At 67.1% G+C, this 14,969-nt stretch carries 15 protein-coding genes; 7 read left to right on the forward strand and 8 right to left on the reverse strand.

From position 1 onward, the window contains the following. Nucleotides 1-14 precede the first annotated feature (14 nt). The 6 genes from DPV74_RS18115 (at nt 15) to xth (ending at nt 3,617) form a co-directional block, all read left to right on the forward strand. Nucleotides 15-764: a VRR-NUC domain-containing protein gene (locus DPV74_RS18115; RefSeq protein ID WP_205571924.1), complete on the forward strand. Its 750-nt coding sequence runs from the start codon at nt 15-17 to the stop codon at nt 762-764. After that, nucleotides 761-904, forward strand: coding sequence for a hypothetical protein (locus DPV74_RS18120; protein WP_162923072.1), 144 nt, complete (start codon nt 761-763; stop codon nt 902-904). Before DPV74_RS18115 ends, DPV74_RS18120 begins: the two co-directional genes overlap by 4 nt. Beyond that, nucleotides 901-1,059: a hypothetical protein gene (locus DPV74_RS18125; RefSeq protein ID WP_162923073.1), complete on the forward strand. Its 159-nt coding sequence runs from the start codon at nt 901-903 to the stop codon at nt 1,057-1,059. The genes DPV74_RS18120 and DPV74_RS18125 overlap by 4 nt, the downstream gene beginning before the upstream one ends. Then, nucleotides 1,056-2,516, forward strand: coding sequence for a DEAD/DEAH box helicase (locus DPV74_RS18130; RefSeq protein ID WP_119337707.1), 1,461 nt, complete (start codon nt 1,056-1,058; stop codon nt 2,514-2,516). Before DPV74_RS18125 ends, DPV74_RS18130 begins: the two co-directional genes overlap by 4 nt. A gap of 23 nt (nt 2,517-2,539) precedes the next feature. Next, entirely contained in the window at nt 2,540-2,755 is a 216-nt protein-coding gene (locus DPV74_RS18135) for an AlpA family transcriptional regulator (RefSeq protein WP_080324235.1), read from the forward strand. 85 nt (nt 2,756-2,840) lie between these two features. Then, nucleotides 2,841-3,617, forward strand: a complete 777-nt coding sequence (xth, locus tag DPV74_RS18140; RefSeq protein ID WP_048024087.1) for an exodeoxyribonuclease III — start codon at nt 2,841-2,843, stop codon at nt 3,615-3,617. A gap of 19 nt (nt 3,618-3,636) precedes the next feature. Here the strand turns inward: xth and DPV74_RS18145 are convergent, their stop codons facing one another. The 4 genes from DPV74_RS18145 to glnA form a co-directional block, all read right to left on the reverse strand. Beyond that, nucleotides 3,637-5,745: a prolyl oligopeptidase family protein gene (locus tag DPV74_RS18145; RefSeq protein WP_119337708.1), complete on the reverse strand. Its 2,109-nt coding sequence runs from the start codon at nt 5,743-5,745 to the stop codon at nt 3,637-3,639. Between the two features lie 89 nt (nt 5,746-5,834). Next, nucleotides 5,835-7,352 (reverse strand): nitrogen regulation protein NR(I), encoded by a 1,518-nt coding sequence (gene ntrC, locus DPV74_RS18150; RefSeq protein WP_021157654.1) that lies wholly within the window; start codon nt 7,350-7,352, stop codon nt 5,835-5,837. 46 nt (nt 7,353-7,398) lie between these two features. Next, a complete protein-coding gene (gene glnL / locus DPV74_RS18155; protein ID WP_021157653.1) occupies nt 7,399-8,541 on the reverse strand; it encodes a nitrogen regulation protein NR(II) in 1,143 nt (380 codons plus the stop codon). 160 nt (nt 8,542-8,701) lie between these two features. Further along, nucleotides 8,702-10,117 carry a type I glutamate--ammonia ligase gene (gene glnA / locus DPV74_RS18160; RefSeq protein ID WP_017331833.1) on the reverse strand — a complete coding sequence of 472 codons (1,416 nt, stop codon included), beginning with the start codon at nt 10,115-10,117 and terminating at the stop codon, nt 8,702-8,704. Between the two features lie 407 nt (nt 10,118-10,524). Between glnA and DPV74_RS18165 the strand changes: the two genes are divergently transcribed. After that, nucleotides 10,525-10,989 carry a rhodanese-like domain-containing protein gene (locus DPV74_RS18165; protein WP_027786952.1) on the forward strand — a complete coding sequence of 155 codons (465 nt, stop codon included), beginning with the start codon at nt 10,525-10,527 and terminating at the stop codon, nt 10,987-10,989. 115 nt (nt 10,990-11,104) lie between these two features. Here DPV74_RS18165 and DPV74_RS18170 read toward each other — a convergent pair whose 3' ends face one another. The 4 genes from DPV74_RS18170 to DPV74_RS18185 all read right to left on the reverse strand — a co-directional run bounded on the left by DPV74_RS18170 (nt 11,105) and on the right by DPV74_RS18185 (nt 14,836). After that, nucleotides 11,105-11,920, reverse strand: a complete 816-nt coding sequence (locus tag DPV74_RS18170; protein ID WP_027786951.1) for a molybdopterin-binding protein — start codon at nt 11,918-11,920, stop codon at nt 11,105-11,107. Beyond that, nucleotides 11,917-12,744 (reverse strand): EI24 domain-containing protein, encoded by an 828-nt coding sequence (locus tag DPV74_RS18175; RefSeq protein ID WP_119337709.1) that lies wholly within the window; start codon nt 12,742-12,744, stop codon nt 11,917-11,919. The genes DPV74_RS18170 and DPV74_RS18175 overlap by 4 nt, the downstream gene beginning before the upstream one ends. Nucleotides 12,745-12,855: 111 nt before the next feature. Further along, nucleotides 12,856-13,830: a sterol desaturase family protein gene (locus DPV74_RS18180; protein WP_021157648.1), complete on the reverse strand. Its 975-nt coding sequence runs from the start codon at nt 13,828-13,830 to the stop codon at nt 12,856-12,858. Between the two features lie 16 nt (nt 13,831-13,846). Continuing rightward, nucleotides 13,847-14,836, reverse strand: coding sequence for a beta-propeller fold lactonase family protein (locus DPV74_RS18185; protein ID WP_027786950.1), 990 nt, complete (start codon nt 14,834-14,836; stop codon nt 13,847-13,849). Nucleotides 14,837-14,969: the final 133 nt, after the last annotated feature.

Consider the following 14,969-nt stretch of genomic DNA (forward strand, 5'->3'; position numbering starts at 1 on the left):
AACGGAGAACGGCAGTGCTCGAGAAGACCGTCGAAACCTACCTCGTCGACCGTGTCCGCGTAGCGGGCGGCGACGCCTACAAATTCAGCAGCCCGGCGCGCGTGAGCGTGCCCGACCGCATCGTCGTGTTCCCGCCGGCGCGCATCTACTTCGTCGAGCTGAAGCGGCCCGGCGGCGTTGTGACGAAAGGCCAGCTGCGCGAGCACGAGCGCCTGCGCGCGCTCGGCTGCGACGTGCGCGTGATCGACAGCCGCGAAGCCGTCGACGCGTTCGTGCGCGAGGCCAGCGCGCACCGCGCCGATGTGATGGTGGAGCAAATCATCGCTGCGGCGATGGACTGCATCCGCCACGATGTTTCGCCCGACTGGCAGCGCGCGGCATTGCGAAACAAGCTGAGCGCGATTCTTGCGGCAACCCCTGCCTCGCAGCCCGCAGCAGCGCCGATCGAGTATCGCTACGAAGGCGGCACGCACTGGTGCGACCTCGGCCCTGCGGAACGCATGCGCCCGGTTTTCAAGGGCGTCTATCGCCTCAAGGCTGGCACGTTCCCGGTTTGGGCTGGCGAACCCGCACCCTCGCCGGCGGACGAGCGGGCGGCGTTCGAGCGCGAGCTGGTGAAGCGTGTGCCGAATGCGCAGCTTCAATTGCGGGACGCGGATGATGAAGTCCGCCCCGGCGAATACGAACACCCCACGCACGAATTCGCTTGGCGCATGTGGCAAGCCCGCGCCGCATCAGCCAACGAGATGGGAGACGCAGCGTGAAGGCCACGATCTACGCCCTCGCCTGCATCGGCGCGTTCGTCATGACGCTCTGCCTCGCCGGCGCGCTCGGTGTCGGCCACTTCCGCCTCTACTACGGCCTGACCGCAGTCGAGTTCTGCGCAGCGGGGTACGGCACGTGATGCAGACGATCAAGCCGCGGGCGCGGCAGCTCAGCCCGTTCAACTGGTACGTGACCGACCGTCGCGGTATCACCGCATTCGACACGACGCTCGACGCCGCGCTCGCGCTGTACTTCCGCTGCGTGCTGCACGTTGCGACGGAGCCGCGCCGATGACTGCCCGCCGCGTATTCACGCCTTGGAAGTACCAGGGCCTCATCATCGAGCACGAGCAAGAGATCGAGCGCTCGAACGTGTGGGCCGGCATGGGCCTCGGCAAAACCGGCAGCACGCTCACGGCGCTCGAATCGCTCTACCATTTCGGCATCGAGACGATGCCGACTCTCGTGTGCGCGCCGCTGCGTGTTGCGCAGTCGACGTGGCCGGACGAGTGCGAGAAGTGGGAGCACCTGTCCGGCATGGAAGTGGTGCCGATCCTTGGCGATCCGGCGCGCCGCGCGATGCAGCTGCGCCGCGACGCGCCCGTGTTCTCGATCAACTACGAAAACATCCCCTGGCTGATCGACTGGTTCAAGCACAACCCGCGCCCGTGGCCGTTCGGCACGGTCGTGGCCGACGAGTCGACGAAACTGAAGTCGACGCGCGCGTCGAACCAGAAAAGCAAAAAGGACAAGGAGTTCGTGAAGAAGTCTGGCGGCAGCGTGCGCGGCCGCGCGCTCGCCGAAGTCGCGCACACGAAGGTGCGGCGGTGGGTCAACCTGACCGGCACACCCTCGCCGAACGGGCTGCAAGATCTATGGGGGCAGCAGTGGTTCGTCGACGGCGGCCAGCGGCTCGGGCGCAGCTACTCGGCGTTCGAGGAACGTTGGTTCCAGTCGGTGCCAAACGGCAACGGCTACCACCAGACGCGCCCGTTGCCGCACGCGCAGCCGCAGATTCAGGAAGCGCTCGCGGATTGCACGATCTCGCTCGACCCGGCCGACTGGTTCGACCTCGACGAGCCGATCGTGCGACCGGTCTACGTCGAGCTGCCGGCGGCCGCGCGTCGGCTGTATCGCGACATGGAACGCCAGATGTTCATGGAGATCGACGACAGCCCGATCGAGGCCATGAACGCGGCGAGCAAGACGATGAAGTGCCTGCAGCTCGCGAACGGCGCCGTCTACAAGCAGGAAGACGACGGCCGCGATACCGCGCCGTGGCACGAGGTGCACGACCTGAAGCTGCAGGCGCTCGAGGAAATCGTCGAGGAAGCGGCCGGCATGCCAGTGCTCGTCGCCTACCACTTCAAGTCGGATCTCGCGCGGCTGCAGCGCACGTTCCCGCGCGGGCGGCAGCTCGACCATAACCCGCAGACGATCCGCGACTGGAACGCCGGCAAGATCCCCGTGATGTTCGCCCATCCGGCCAGCGCCGGTCACGGCCTGAACCTGCAGGACGGCGGCAACATCCTCGCGGTCTTCGGCCACTGGTGGAACCTCGAGGAATACATGCAGATCGTCGAGCGGATCGGCCCCGTGCGCCAGTTGCAGGCTGGGCACCGCCGCCCCGTTTTCATCTACCCGATCATCGCGCGCGACACGATCGACCAGGACGTCGTCGAGCGCCGCGAAACGAAGCGCGCCGTGCAGGACATCCTGCTCGACGCCATGAAACGCCGCGCGGGCCGCTGACGCGCAGACCAGGAGCAACCACCATGCACACGCCCCTCCAATCCCCGCCGGCACCGACGCCGCCCGTGAAGCTTTACCGCGTCGCCGAGGTGTCGAAGATGCTCGGCGTCTGCCGGGCCACCGTCTACAATCTGGTGCGCGACGGCAAGCTCACGCTCGTGAAGATAGGCAAGCGTTCGAGCGGCATCACGTCGACCAGTTTGGACGCGCTTGTGTCGCGCCCGAACAACACAAATTGAATCGGGTAGCTAGATGGGTAGTCAAAACCGAATTTCAGCTACCCATCGCCCGCAAACCCGCGCCAGATAAGGCGAAGAGGATTTAATGAAGATTGCCACCTGGAACGTCAACTCGCTCAACGTCCGCAAGCAGCATGTACTCGACTGGCTCGCGCAAAGCGGCACCGACGTGCTGTGCCTGCAGGAACTGAAGCTGCCGGACGAGAAATTCCCGCGCGCCGATCTTGAAGCCGCCGGCTACCGCAGCTGGTTCACGGGCCAGAAGACCTACAACGGCGTCGCGATCCTCGCGCGCGACACGCTGTCCGTCGACGAATCGGACGTCGTGCGCAACATTCCGGGCTTCGACGATCCCCAGCAGCGCGTGATCGCCGCGACGGTCGACGGCGTGCGCATCGTGTCCGCGTATTTCCCGAACGGCCAGGCGCCCGACTCGGACAAGTTCGTCTACAAGATGCAATGGCTCGACGCGCTGCAGGCGTGGCTGCGCACCGAGCTGCAGCGCTACCCGAAGCTCGCGCTGCTCGGCGACTACAACATCGCGCCGGAAGACCGCGACGTGCACGACCCCGCGAAATGGGAAGGCCAGAACCTCGTGTCGCCGCAGGAGCGCGCCCACTTCGCGCAACTGATCGAACTCGGCTTCGTCGATGCGTTCCGCCGCTTCGAACAGCCGGAGAAGACCTTCACGTGGTGGGACTACCGGATGATGGCGTTCCGCCGCAACGCGGGGCTGCGCATCGACCACGTGCTGCTGTCGCCGGCGCTCGCGCAAACCTGCACGTCGTGCGAGGTCGATCGCACGCCGCGCACGTGGGAACAGCCGTCCGACCACACGCCCGTGGTCGCGGTCGTCGGCTGACCGGGCAGCCCGCGCGCGTTCAGCGCCGCGCGGGCGCCGGCCCGAGATGGGCCCACAGGAACCCGAATTCCGCCGCGTCGGCTTCCGCGCGTTCCAGATCGTCGGCACTGCCGTGGCCGCCGTCGGTGTTCTCCCAATACCACACCCGTTCATGACCGAGCGCACGCATGCGCGCGGCCATCTTGCGCGCATGCGCGGGATGCACGCGGTCGTCGCGCGTCGACGTCGTCAGCAGTAACGGCGGATACGCGACGCCCTCGCGCACGCGGTGATACGGCGAATACGCGGCCAGCGCCGCACCTTCGTGCGGATCGTCCGGGTCGCCGTATTCGTCGAGCCACGCGGCGCCCGCGTGCAGCTTCGGATAGCGCCGCATGTCGAGCAGCGGCACGCGGCAGAGCACCGCGCCGAACAGCTCCGGCCGCTGCACCATGCACGCGGCAACCAGCAGCCCGCCGTTGCTGCCGCCCTCGATGCCGAGCTGCGCGGCGCTCGTCACGCCGGTCGCGGCCAGGTCCTCGGCCACCGCGATGAAATCGTCGAACGAGCGCTGGCGGTGTTCGCGCTGCGCGTCGACGTGCCAGCGCGGCCCGAACTCGCCACCGCCGCGGATGTGCGCGAACGCCATCACGCCGCCGCGCTCGAGCCACCCGATGCCGAACGCGTCGCTGTAGCCCGGCAGGTTCGGGATCGCAAAACCGCCGTAGCCCGACAGCAAACACGGCCGCGCGACGCGCGTGGCGCCTTCGCCCGGATCGAGTGCATCGCGCGGCCCGATCAGCGTGTACGGCACCATCGTGCCGTCTTGCGAGCGCGCGCTCGCGCGGCGCACGACGAGCCCCGTCGCGTCGAACTGCACCGGCGGCCGGTCGAGCAGCACGCGGCGCGACGACGCATCGTCCGCGCGGTCGGCCAGATCCGCCAGCCAGCATTCGGGCGGATCGAGATAGGTGTCGACGTCGACGTACACCTCGTCGTTCAGCGTCGACTCGACGGGCTCGACATCGATCTGCGCGTCGCCCGCCCACTCGAACGGCCGCGCATCCCATGTCCACGTACCGTCGTCGACCTGTCGCGGTTGCCACAGCATCGTGCGGTTGTGCACGTCGTCGAGCCAGCTCGCGATCAGCGTCGTGCGCGTGTGCGTCCACGTGCACGCGGACGTCGTCGGCTGCGGCGCGAACAGCGTCGTGAGTTCGCGCGACCCGGCCAGGAACGCCTGCTCGCGGATCGCCAGCAGCGAGCCGCCCGCATGGCGCACGCCGCCGCAATCCCAGTCGAGGCGCGGCTCCAGCATGAGCCAGCCTTCCCAGAACCCGACCTCGACATGGGGCGGCACGTCGTAGCGCGCCCACTCGCCCGCGTCGGTCAGCCGGTACGCATGCGCGTCGAAGAAGTCGACGCTGCGCCACGCGACGTGGCGGTTGTCGATCGGATCGAACCCCGCGCCCGCGCTGATGTCGTCGGGTTCGCCGCTGAAGACGACAGGCGCGTCGGCAAGTGCGGTGCCGCGCACCCAGCGCCGCGCTTCATACGGATAGCCGGCCGCGGTGGCATGCGCGTCGCCGCGATCCCAGCTCACGTAGACGGTATCGCGATCGATCCAGCCGACCGTGTGATGCCCCGGCTCGTCGATCGTGAAGCCGCCGTCGACGAAACGACGTTCGACGAGATCGAATTCGCGCACGACGACCGCGTCGGCACCGCCCGGCGACAGCGACAGCAGCGCGCGATCGCCGTCCGGGTACAGGATCGCGTCCTGCTCGAACACCCACGATTCGCCCTCCTCCGCGCCGAGCGCGTCGACGTCGAGCAGCGTTTCCCACGCCGGCCGGCCTGCACGCCAGTCGTCCCAGCGCGTGCGGCGCCACAGCCCCTTCGGATGGAGATCGTCCTGCCACAGGTCGTAGGCCCAGTCGCGCCAGCGGGTTGGAATCACCGGGCGTTCGCGCGGCAGGTACGCTTTCGCGAGGCGCGCCGTGAGCGCGCGATAGGCATCGTCGTCACGCAGCGCGGCGCGCGTGCGCGCGTTCTGCTCGTCGACCCACGTGCGGGCGCGCTTGCTGTCGAGCGCTTCGAGGAAACGGAAAGGGTCGGCCCCGGCGGGCCAGCGGAAGGAATCGGACATTGCGGATGGGCGGAATGGCAAACGGCGTGCAAACCGCGATTATGTCCGATCGCGGCATGCGCGATGCCCGCGCATGCCGCAAATCGTGCTCAGGGCTCCAGATGGAGTTCCTGGATCTTGCGCGTGATCGTGTTGCGGCCGATGCCGAGGCGCTCCGCGGCCTCGACCTTGCGACCGCGCGTGAAGTCGAGCGCCTCGCGGATCACGGCCGCCTCGAAGCGGCGTGCGAGTTCGTCCATCACGTCGGCCGAATTCTCGCGCAACAGCCGTGCAACCTCGGTGCGCAAACCATGCTCCCACACCGGATAGCCGGCCGGCGCGCTGCCGTTCGGCGCGGCCGCGACAGGCGCGGACGCCACCGGCGCCGTGCCCGTCACCGGTGCCGAGAGTGCCGTATCGCCACCACCGACGTGCGTGCCCGCACCTTCGCCTGCAGCGACGACCGGCGCGCCGGCCGGCACGAGGTCGGGCGGCAGGTCCTTGATCTCGACCGTCTGCGCGGGTGCCATCACGGTCAGCCAGTTCGCGAGGTTCTCGAGCTGGCGCACGTTGCCGGGAAACGCGAGCGACGTCAGGTAGGCCAGCGCCTCGTCGGACACGCGTTTCGGCTCGACGCCGAGATCGCGCGCGCTCTTCTGCAGGAAGTGGCGCGTGAGCAGCGCGATGTCCTCACTGCGCTCGCGCAGCGGCGGCAGCCGCAGCCGGATCACGTTGAGCCGGTGGTAAAGGTCTTCGCGGAACAGGCCCTGCCGCACGCGCGATTCGAGATTCTGGTGCGTCGCGGCGATCACGCGCACGTTCGCGCGCAGCGGGTTGTGCCCGCCGACCCGATAGAACTGTCCGTCCGACAGCACGCGCAACAGGCGCGTCTGCAGGTCAAACGGCATGTCGCCGATTTCGTCGAGGAACAGCGTGCCGTTCTCGGCCTGCTCGAAGCGGCCCTGCCGCGTCGACTGCGCGCCGGTGAACGCGCCGCGCTCATGGCCGAACAGCTCGGATTCGAGCAGGTCCTTCGGGATCGCCGCGGTGTTCAGCGCGATGAACGGCCCGTTCGCGCGCGGGCTGTGACGGTGCAGCGCACGCGCGACGAGCTCCTTGCCGGTGCCCGATTCGCCGGTGATCAGCACGGTCGCGGCCGAGTGCGACAGGCGGCCGATCGCGCGGAACATGTCCTGCATCGCGGGCGCCTGGCCGAGCATCTCGGGCGCCTCGGCCACGCGCTCGTCCTGCGGCACGCCGCCGCGCAGGCTTTCCTCGACGGCGCGGCGGATCAGCTCGACCGCCTTGTCGACGTCGAACGGCTTCGCGAGATATTCGAACGCGCCGCCCTGGAACGCCGCGACGGCACTGTCGAGATCGGAGAACGCCGTCATGATGATGACGGGCAGGCCCGGCAGGCGCTCGTGCATCGCCTGCAGCAACTCGAGGCCCGAGCCGCCCGGCATCCGGATGTCGGATACGAGCACCTGCGGCGTCTCGTGGTCGAGCGCGGCCAGCGCGTCGCGCACGTTCGCGAAGCTCTTCGTCGCGAAGCTGTCCCGGGCGAGCGCCTTTTCAAGCACCCAGCGGATCGATTGGTCGTCGTCTACTATCCAGATCGGCTTCATAGGTCGGTCAGATATTGGTGAATCCGGTGAATCGCCATGCCGTCGCTCAATGATCGAGCGGCAGCAGGATCTGAAATTCGGTACGTCCGGGCCGGCTTTCGACCTCGATCGTCCCGTCGTGCTGCTGCACGAACGTCTGCGCGAGCGTCAGGCCGAGGCCGCTGCCGTCGTCGCGCCCGGACACGAGCGGGTAGAAGATCCGGTCGCGGATGTCTTCCGGGATGCCGGGTCCGTTGTCGATCACGTGCAAGTCCAGTGCCAGCCGGTACAGGCGCTTCGCGATCGTCACCTTGCGCGCGATGCGCGTGCGCAACTCGATCTTCGCGTCGCCCTGCGCGATCCGTTCGCGCAGCGCCTGCGCCGCGTTGCGCACGATGTTGAGCAGCGCCTGGATCAGTTGCTCCTTGTCGCCGCGCAGGTCCGGCACGCTCACGTCGTAGTCGCGCTCGATCGTGAGCCCGCGCGGGAATTCCGCAAGCATCACCGCGCGCACGCGTTCGCATACTTCATGAATGTTCACGTCGCCGACGATGTGCGGATGCCGGTGCGGCTCCAGCAACCGGTCGACGAGCGTCTGCAGGCGGTCGGACTCCTTGATGATCACCTGCGTGTATTCGCGCAACTCGCCGCGCTCGCGCTCGCCGAGTTCGAATTCGAGCAGCTGGGCCGCGCCGCGAATGCCGCCGAGCGGATTCTTGATCTCGTGCGCGAGGTTGCGGATCAGCTGCTTGTTGACCGCGGTCAGGTCGTGGATGCGCTCCTCGCGATCGGTGCGCGACTGCCGTTCGTTCTCGAACAGCTCGACGAGCACGAAATCGGGCGCGGTCTCGAGGAAGCCGACGATCGCATGCACGTGCAGCGGTTCGCGGCCGGGCCGGTCGAGCACGGTATCGAGGTGCGTCGCGTGAAAGCGCTCCTCGCCGATCGCGGTGATCGTCGACGCCAGTTCGTTCGCGTTCGGAAAAATCTCGCCCCACGGCCGCTGCGCGAGCTGCCGGCGCGAGATGTCGAGCATCGCCTCCGCGGAGGGGTTCGCGAACGCGATCCGCAGCGTCTTGCGGTCGAGCACGAGCACGACCGTCGGCAGCGCTTCCAGCCCTGCCAGCAGGCCCGAGCGTGCGAGCCGCTCGTCGTCCGTCAGTCGCTCGGGCTGCCCCGTTTTCGCCTTGATCAGATTCTTCAGAACCATCTGCGTGCTTGTCGCGCCTCAACGGGCCAGAAAAGGAAAATCACCGGAACAAAAAAGGGACGGCTGAACGCCGCCCCTTTCAGACTCCGCCGCCCCCGCCGCCAACCGCGCGGCGGGAACGAACCGGCAAAACGGCGCTGAATCGAAGCGCCATCGCCGATTACAGCGAGTAGTACATCTCGAACTCGATCGGGTGCGTCGTCATGCGGAACTTCGCCAGCTCCTGCTCCTTCAGCGCGAGGTACGCGTCGATCATGCCGTCCGTGAACACGCCGCCGCGCGTCAGGAACTCGCGATCCTTGTCGAGCGCTTCGAGTGCCTGGTCGAGGCCCGCGCAGACGGTCGGGATCTTTGCATCCTCTTCCGGCGGCAGGTCGTACAGGTTCTTGTCCGCTGCTTCGCCCGGATGGATCTTGTTCTGGATCCCGTCGAGGCCGGCCATCATCAGCGCCGTGAAGCACAGGTACGGGTTCGCCATCGGATCCGGGAAGCGCGTTTCGATACGGCGGCCCTTCGGGTTCGACACGTGCGGAATGCGGATCGATGCCGAACGGTTGCGTGCGGAGTACGCGAGCTTGACCGGTGCTTCGAAGTGCGGGACCAGACGCTTGTACGAGTTCGTCGTCGGGTTCGTGATCGCGTTCAGTGCACGGGCGTGCTTGATGATGCCGCCGATGTAGAACAGCGCCAGTTCCGACAGGCCGGCGTAGCCGTTGCCCGCGAACAGGTTCTGGCCGTCCTTCCAGATCGACTGGTGAACGTGCATGCCCGAACCGTTGTCGCCGACGACCGGCTTCGGCATGAACGTCGCCGTCTTGCCGTACGAGTGCGCGACGTTGTGGATAATGTACTTCGACCATTGCGTCCAGTCGGCGCGCTGAACCAGCGTCGAGAACTTCGTGCCGATTTCGTTCTGGCCCTGGCCCGCCACTTCGTGGTGGTGCACTTCGACCGGAATGCCGAGCTGTTCGAGCAGCAGGCACATTTCCGAACGCATGTCCTGGAACGTGTCGACCGGTGCGACCGGGAAGTAGCCGCCCTTCGTGCCCGGACGGTGGCCCGTGTTGCCGCCTTCGAATTCCTTGCCCGCCGACCACGGCGCTTCTTCCGAGTTGATCTTCACGAAGCAGCCCGACATGTCCGTGTTCCACTGGACCGAGTCGAAAATGAAGAATTCCGGTTCCGGACCGAAGTAGGCCGTGTCGCCGATGCCCGTGCTCTTCAGGTACGCTTCGCCGCGCTTCGCGAGCGAACGCGGATCGCGCTCGTAGCCCTTGCCGTCGGCCGGCTCGACCACGTCGCAGGTCAGCACGAGGGTCGACTCTTCATAGAACGGGTCGACGAAAGCGGCGCTCGGGTCCGGCATGAGCAGCATGTCCGACGCCTCGATGCCCTTCCAGCCGGCGATCGACGAGCCGTCGAATGCATGGCCGCTTTCGAACTTGTCTTCGTCAAACGCCGAAACCGGCACCGACACGTGCTGCTCCTTGCCGCGCGTATCCGTGAAGCGGAAATCGACAAACTTGACGTCCTCGTCCTTCACGAGCTGCATGACGTCGGCGACGGTTTTACTCATAACCTCTTCTCCTGATTAGAACAATTCCGGCGGACTGGGAACCGCCTCGTTTATCGAGCTGACCGGGGTCTTGCTTTGGCGCAGCGCGCCCCGATTCGACCGAATTCTATATAGCAGCTTCCGTGCCACCTTTGCGAACGACGGGCGCAAATCGCGCCGGGGCTCGCCACGACAGGGCCGGGCTGCGCGATTCCGGGGCCTTGCGCCGCACTGGTCGCTCGCCGAAAGCACCGCAATGGTGCAATTCCGGTAGCCCGCCGCAACCAAGGAATCATTCTGGTGCATACGTGCCATTCTGCACTTTTTTGGTGAACACGTGGGCCACGCGTGCACCGCACCGCACGCGGCCATCCGTGCCGCGACGCCGCGCTAGAATGCTCGTTTGACCGATACGGAGACTCCCTGCCATGAGTACGCTCGACCAGCTTTACGCGAAGGCCGACGAACGCCGCGCCCAAGGCGCGCTCAACTACGCCGGGGCGCTGCTGCCGGCCGAAGCCTTCGAACTGCTGCAGCTCGATCCGTCGGCACGCCTCGTCGACGTGCGCACCCGCGCCGAACTCGACTGGATCGGCCGCCCGCTCGTCGGCGACGGCCAGTATCTGCACCTCGAATGGACCCGCTACCCGGGCGGCGTGCCGAACGCCGAATTCGTCAACGAACTGAAAGCGGCCCTCCCGGCCGATACCCCCATCCTGTTCCTGTGCCGCAGCGCCGCGCGCTCGAAGCTCGCCGCGGTCGCCTCCACGCAGGCCGGCTTCACGAAGGCGTTCGACCTGCTCGAAGGCTTCGAGGGCGCGAAGGACGCCGAAGGCCACCGCAAGACGGTCGACGGCTGGTGCTTCCGGAAACTGCCGTGGATCGGCGCCTGACGGCGCGCTGCGCCCGCCGGTGACGACAGCCTCATCGTCGAGCCAGGCGATGACATGCCGATGACGGGCCGCGTTGCGCGGCCCGTGGTTTTTGCGCGGCCGGCTGGCGCGCCGCTCAGGCCCGCGACGTCTCGGCTTCGACGACGTCGCCGCCGAGCAGGTGCACGCCCTCGCGCAGCTTCACGTACGCGGCCGCGACCGCTTCCGGCTCGCCCTTCACGCCGAGGTCGATGTGACGGCGCGCGAAGATCCCGCCACGCTCCGCATCGCCCACGCTCGGCAGGCTGAACACGCGCACGCCCGGGAAATCGCGCTCGATGCGCTCCATCAACGGCGTGAGCGTCGATTCCGGCAGCTCGAACACGTACAGCGAACGCTCCGCGTGCGGCGTCGCGTGATGCAGGTGCGCGTACTTCGTATCGAGCACCCATTCGATCATCGGCCACGCCATCACCGGGAAGCCCGGCACGAAGTGCAGGTCGCCGACCGAGAAACCGGGAATCCGGTTGTAGCCGTTCGGGATGATCGTCGCGCCCACCGGAAACACGCCCATGTTGAAGCGGTGCTGGTTCTCCGGAGAATCGAAATCGACCGGCGTGGCCGGGTCGGTGTGGGTTTCGCGGATCCGCTCCGAAATCAGCACCTTCGCTTCCGGGTGCAGCTCGAGCGTCACGCCGAGCGCGGCGGCCGCGCACTGGCGCGTGTGGTCGTCCGGCGTCGCGCCGATCCCGCCCGTCGAGAACACGATGTCGCCCGATGCAATCGCGCGTGCGAGGGTCGCCGTGATGCGCGCCGGATCGTCGCCGACGTATTCGGCCCAGTCGAGCGCGAGGCCGCGTGCGCCGAGCAGCTCGATGACCTTCGCCAGATGCTTGTCCTGCCGGCGGCCCGAAAGGATTTCGTCGCCGATGATGATGATGCCGATGCTCATGCCTGCCCCATGTCGATTGCGGTGGCGCGCGAACTCGCACGCAGGTCCTCCAGCGCGCGCAGGCAATAATGCCCGAACCACAGCGCCGAGAAGACGAGGATGAAAGCGTAAACCCAGATCATGGCCGCCGCGACGAACGGGAACAGCACCATCATCCAGACCGACGATACCCACACGAAGGTCGGCACGGTGCCGAGCAGCCCGGTCGCGACGCCGATGCCGATCAGCGGCCAGCGGTGCCGGCGCACGAGCGCCCGGCGCTCGTCGCGGCTCGCGTGCAGCGCGAGCGCGTCGTAGGTCATCACGCGGTACGTGAGCCAGCCCCAGATCACGGGCGGCAGCAGCGCGAAGAACGGTGGAATCAGCCACAGCGGGATCGTGACGACCAGCACGACGACGCCGGCCAGCGCCGCCCACAGCGAATTGAACACGCTGCCGAAGAACGTGCCGCCCCGCTTCGGCTCGAGCGCCGCGAACTGCCGGTTCGACAGGTGCTTGATCACGACCGGCATCGAAATCGTCGCGATCAGCAACAGCACGGTCAGCACGATCAGCGGAATCGCGAGCGACACGACCACGAACGGCGCGACGACCGCATGCAGCTGCGACATGCCGATCGCGTCGAACGCGCGGTACAGCAGGGCCGTCAGCACGAAGCCGTCGAGCGCGCCGCGTGCGAGGTCCAGCAGCGTCTGCCACGAGAACCACAGCACGACGCCCCACAGGACGGACGAGACGAGAAACGGCATCAGGGTGAGCCAGAGCATGCGCGGATGCAGTGCGCTCGCCAATGCCCGGACGAAGGAACGCAGCAAGTCGTTCATGCGAGCCTGTATCGACGGAGAAAAACGGGGAAAGGATAAACCACGCGGCCCGCATGCGCCAAAGCACATGCGGGCCGCGTGGGAGAGCCGCTCAACGTGGGAATGGCCGGATCAGGCCGACGCCGCGCCGCGCTTGGCGGGGAACAGGCGCCGGAAGATCCGCACGAACGCGAGGCCGTGCTGCGCCCAGAAGCCTTCGCCGTAGGACACGCCCTCGACCTGGTCGCGGATGCCGGTCGGCTCGACCGTGCGGTTCCACGACGCGGTGCCGAACATCATGTCCCACCACGGGAACAGCACGCCGAAGTTGCAGCCGTACTTCGTGCCTTCGTGGCCGTAGCCGACCGCGTGGTGGCGCCGGTGGAAGATCGGGCTCACGAACAGGCGCTCGCCGAGCCAGCCGAACGACAGGCGCGCATTCGTGTGCTGAATGCTCTGCATGAAGTTGGTGAACGCGGTCAGCACGACGAACTGCGACGGTGTCACGCCGATCACGAGCGCGATCGCCGCGAAGAAGCACGACTGGATCACGTCGTCGAGCACGTGGTTGCGGTCGTCGCACCACAGCGACATCTGGCGCTGGCTGTGATGCACGGCGTGCAGCTCCCACCAGACGCCGAACTTGTGCTGCCAGCGGTGATACCAGTAGCCGGCGAAGTCGAGCACGACGAGATAGATCGCGAACGCGACGATCGGCTTCGAGGTCACGCCCGGCCACAGGTAGTCGAGGTTGACGTTCGCGACCCCGTGCAGGCGCAGCCACGCCTGGAAGTTGTCGAACAGCGGCTGCAGCGCGAAGAAGAAGAACAGCGAATAGATGCCGAGCTTCGCGATCGCGGTGTAGATCACGTCGACCCGCACGGCACGGCGGTTCGTCCAGCGCTCGACGGGCCGCAGCGCCTCGAGCGGGCGCAGCAGCACGAACATCAGCACCATCTGCAGCGCGCCGACGATCACCCAGTACAGCGCGTCGTAGGTGTCCTCGTCGTAGTCCATCAGGTTGAACTTGAAGAGGAGCGGCTGCACGACGTCGACGTACAGCCAGGTCTGGATGTCCGATACGAACGCATCGATCAGGTGCAGCATCGTTCTCCCCCGCCCGTCACGCGCCGTTCGCGGCGCGCCACGGCGCGCGGTCGTAGAAGTAGATCCCGTGCGGCGAACGGCCGACGGCGATCGTCTGCACCAGCTTGCGCGACGCCAGGTCGATGATCCCGACCTTCTTCGCGAAGCGGAACGTCACCCACAGCGTCTTCTTGTCGGCGGACAGTTCCATGTCGTCGGGGCCCGGCAGCAGGCCGGTGATGTCGCCGACGTTGGTGAGCGTGTTCTCGTCGATGATGCTGATCGTGTTCGCGACCCGGTTCGTCACGGCGACGTGCGTGCCGTCGGCGAGCGAACGGAAGTTGTGCGCGCCCTTGCCGGTATAGATCTGCTTGACGACCTTCTGGTTGCGCCAGTCGACCACCGCGACGTAATCCGCGCCCGTCATCCCGACGAGCAGGTACTTGTCGTCCGGCGTGAGCCACAGGCCGGCCGGCACCTTGCCGACCTTCATCTTCCACTTGACCGTCTGCGTCGGCAGGTCGATCGCCGCGATCTCGCCGGACACCTGCAGCGACACGAGCAGCGTCTTGCTGTCCTTCGTGAACGCGAGGTGGCTCGGCATGACTTCGAGCGGCACGCGCTTCACGAGCTTCAGGTCGCGGCCGTCGTAGCCGTAGATGTCGACGCGGTCGAGGCGCAGGCCGGCGGCCGCGAACCACTTGCGGTCGGGCGAGAAACCGAGCTGGTAAGGATCGTCGATCCCTTCGACGGTGCGCTGCAGCTTGCCCGTCTTCGGATCGAGGAACATCAGGCTGTTCGAGACCGAATTTGCAACGATCAGCGACGAATTGTCGGGCGTTGCCATCAGATGGTGCGGTTCCTTGCCGGTCGGCATCGTGCCGACGACCTGACGGGTCTGCTGGTCGATCAGGGAAAGCGTCGCTTCGGCCGAATTGAGGATGATCACGTTATTCGCGTGGGCGGCGGGCGCCAGCACGGCGGCGGCCAGCGCGAGCGTGCGGCCGAGGGAAAGGAAAGTGCGCATGAAGACTCACGTCGTGGAACAACCGTCATTGTAAAACGTTCAACCGGCCCGGCCGGTTGACCTGGGCCGGCATTGCGCCACTTCGACGCACGCGGCGGCGTGCCCGGCCGGGCGGCCCGGCAAGCGCCGCGCG

It is taken from the genome of Burkholderia sp. HAN2018 (assembly GCF_024704855.1).
Classification (GTDB): Bacteria; Pseudomonadota; Gammaproteobacteria; order Burkholderiales; family Burkholderiaceae; genus Burkholderia; species Burkholderia cepacia.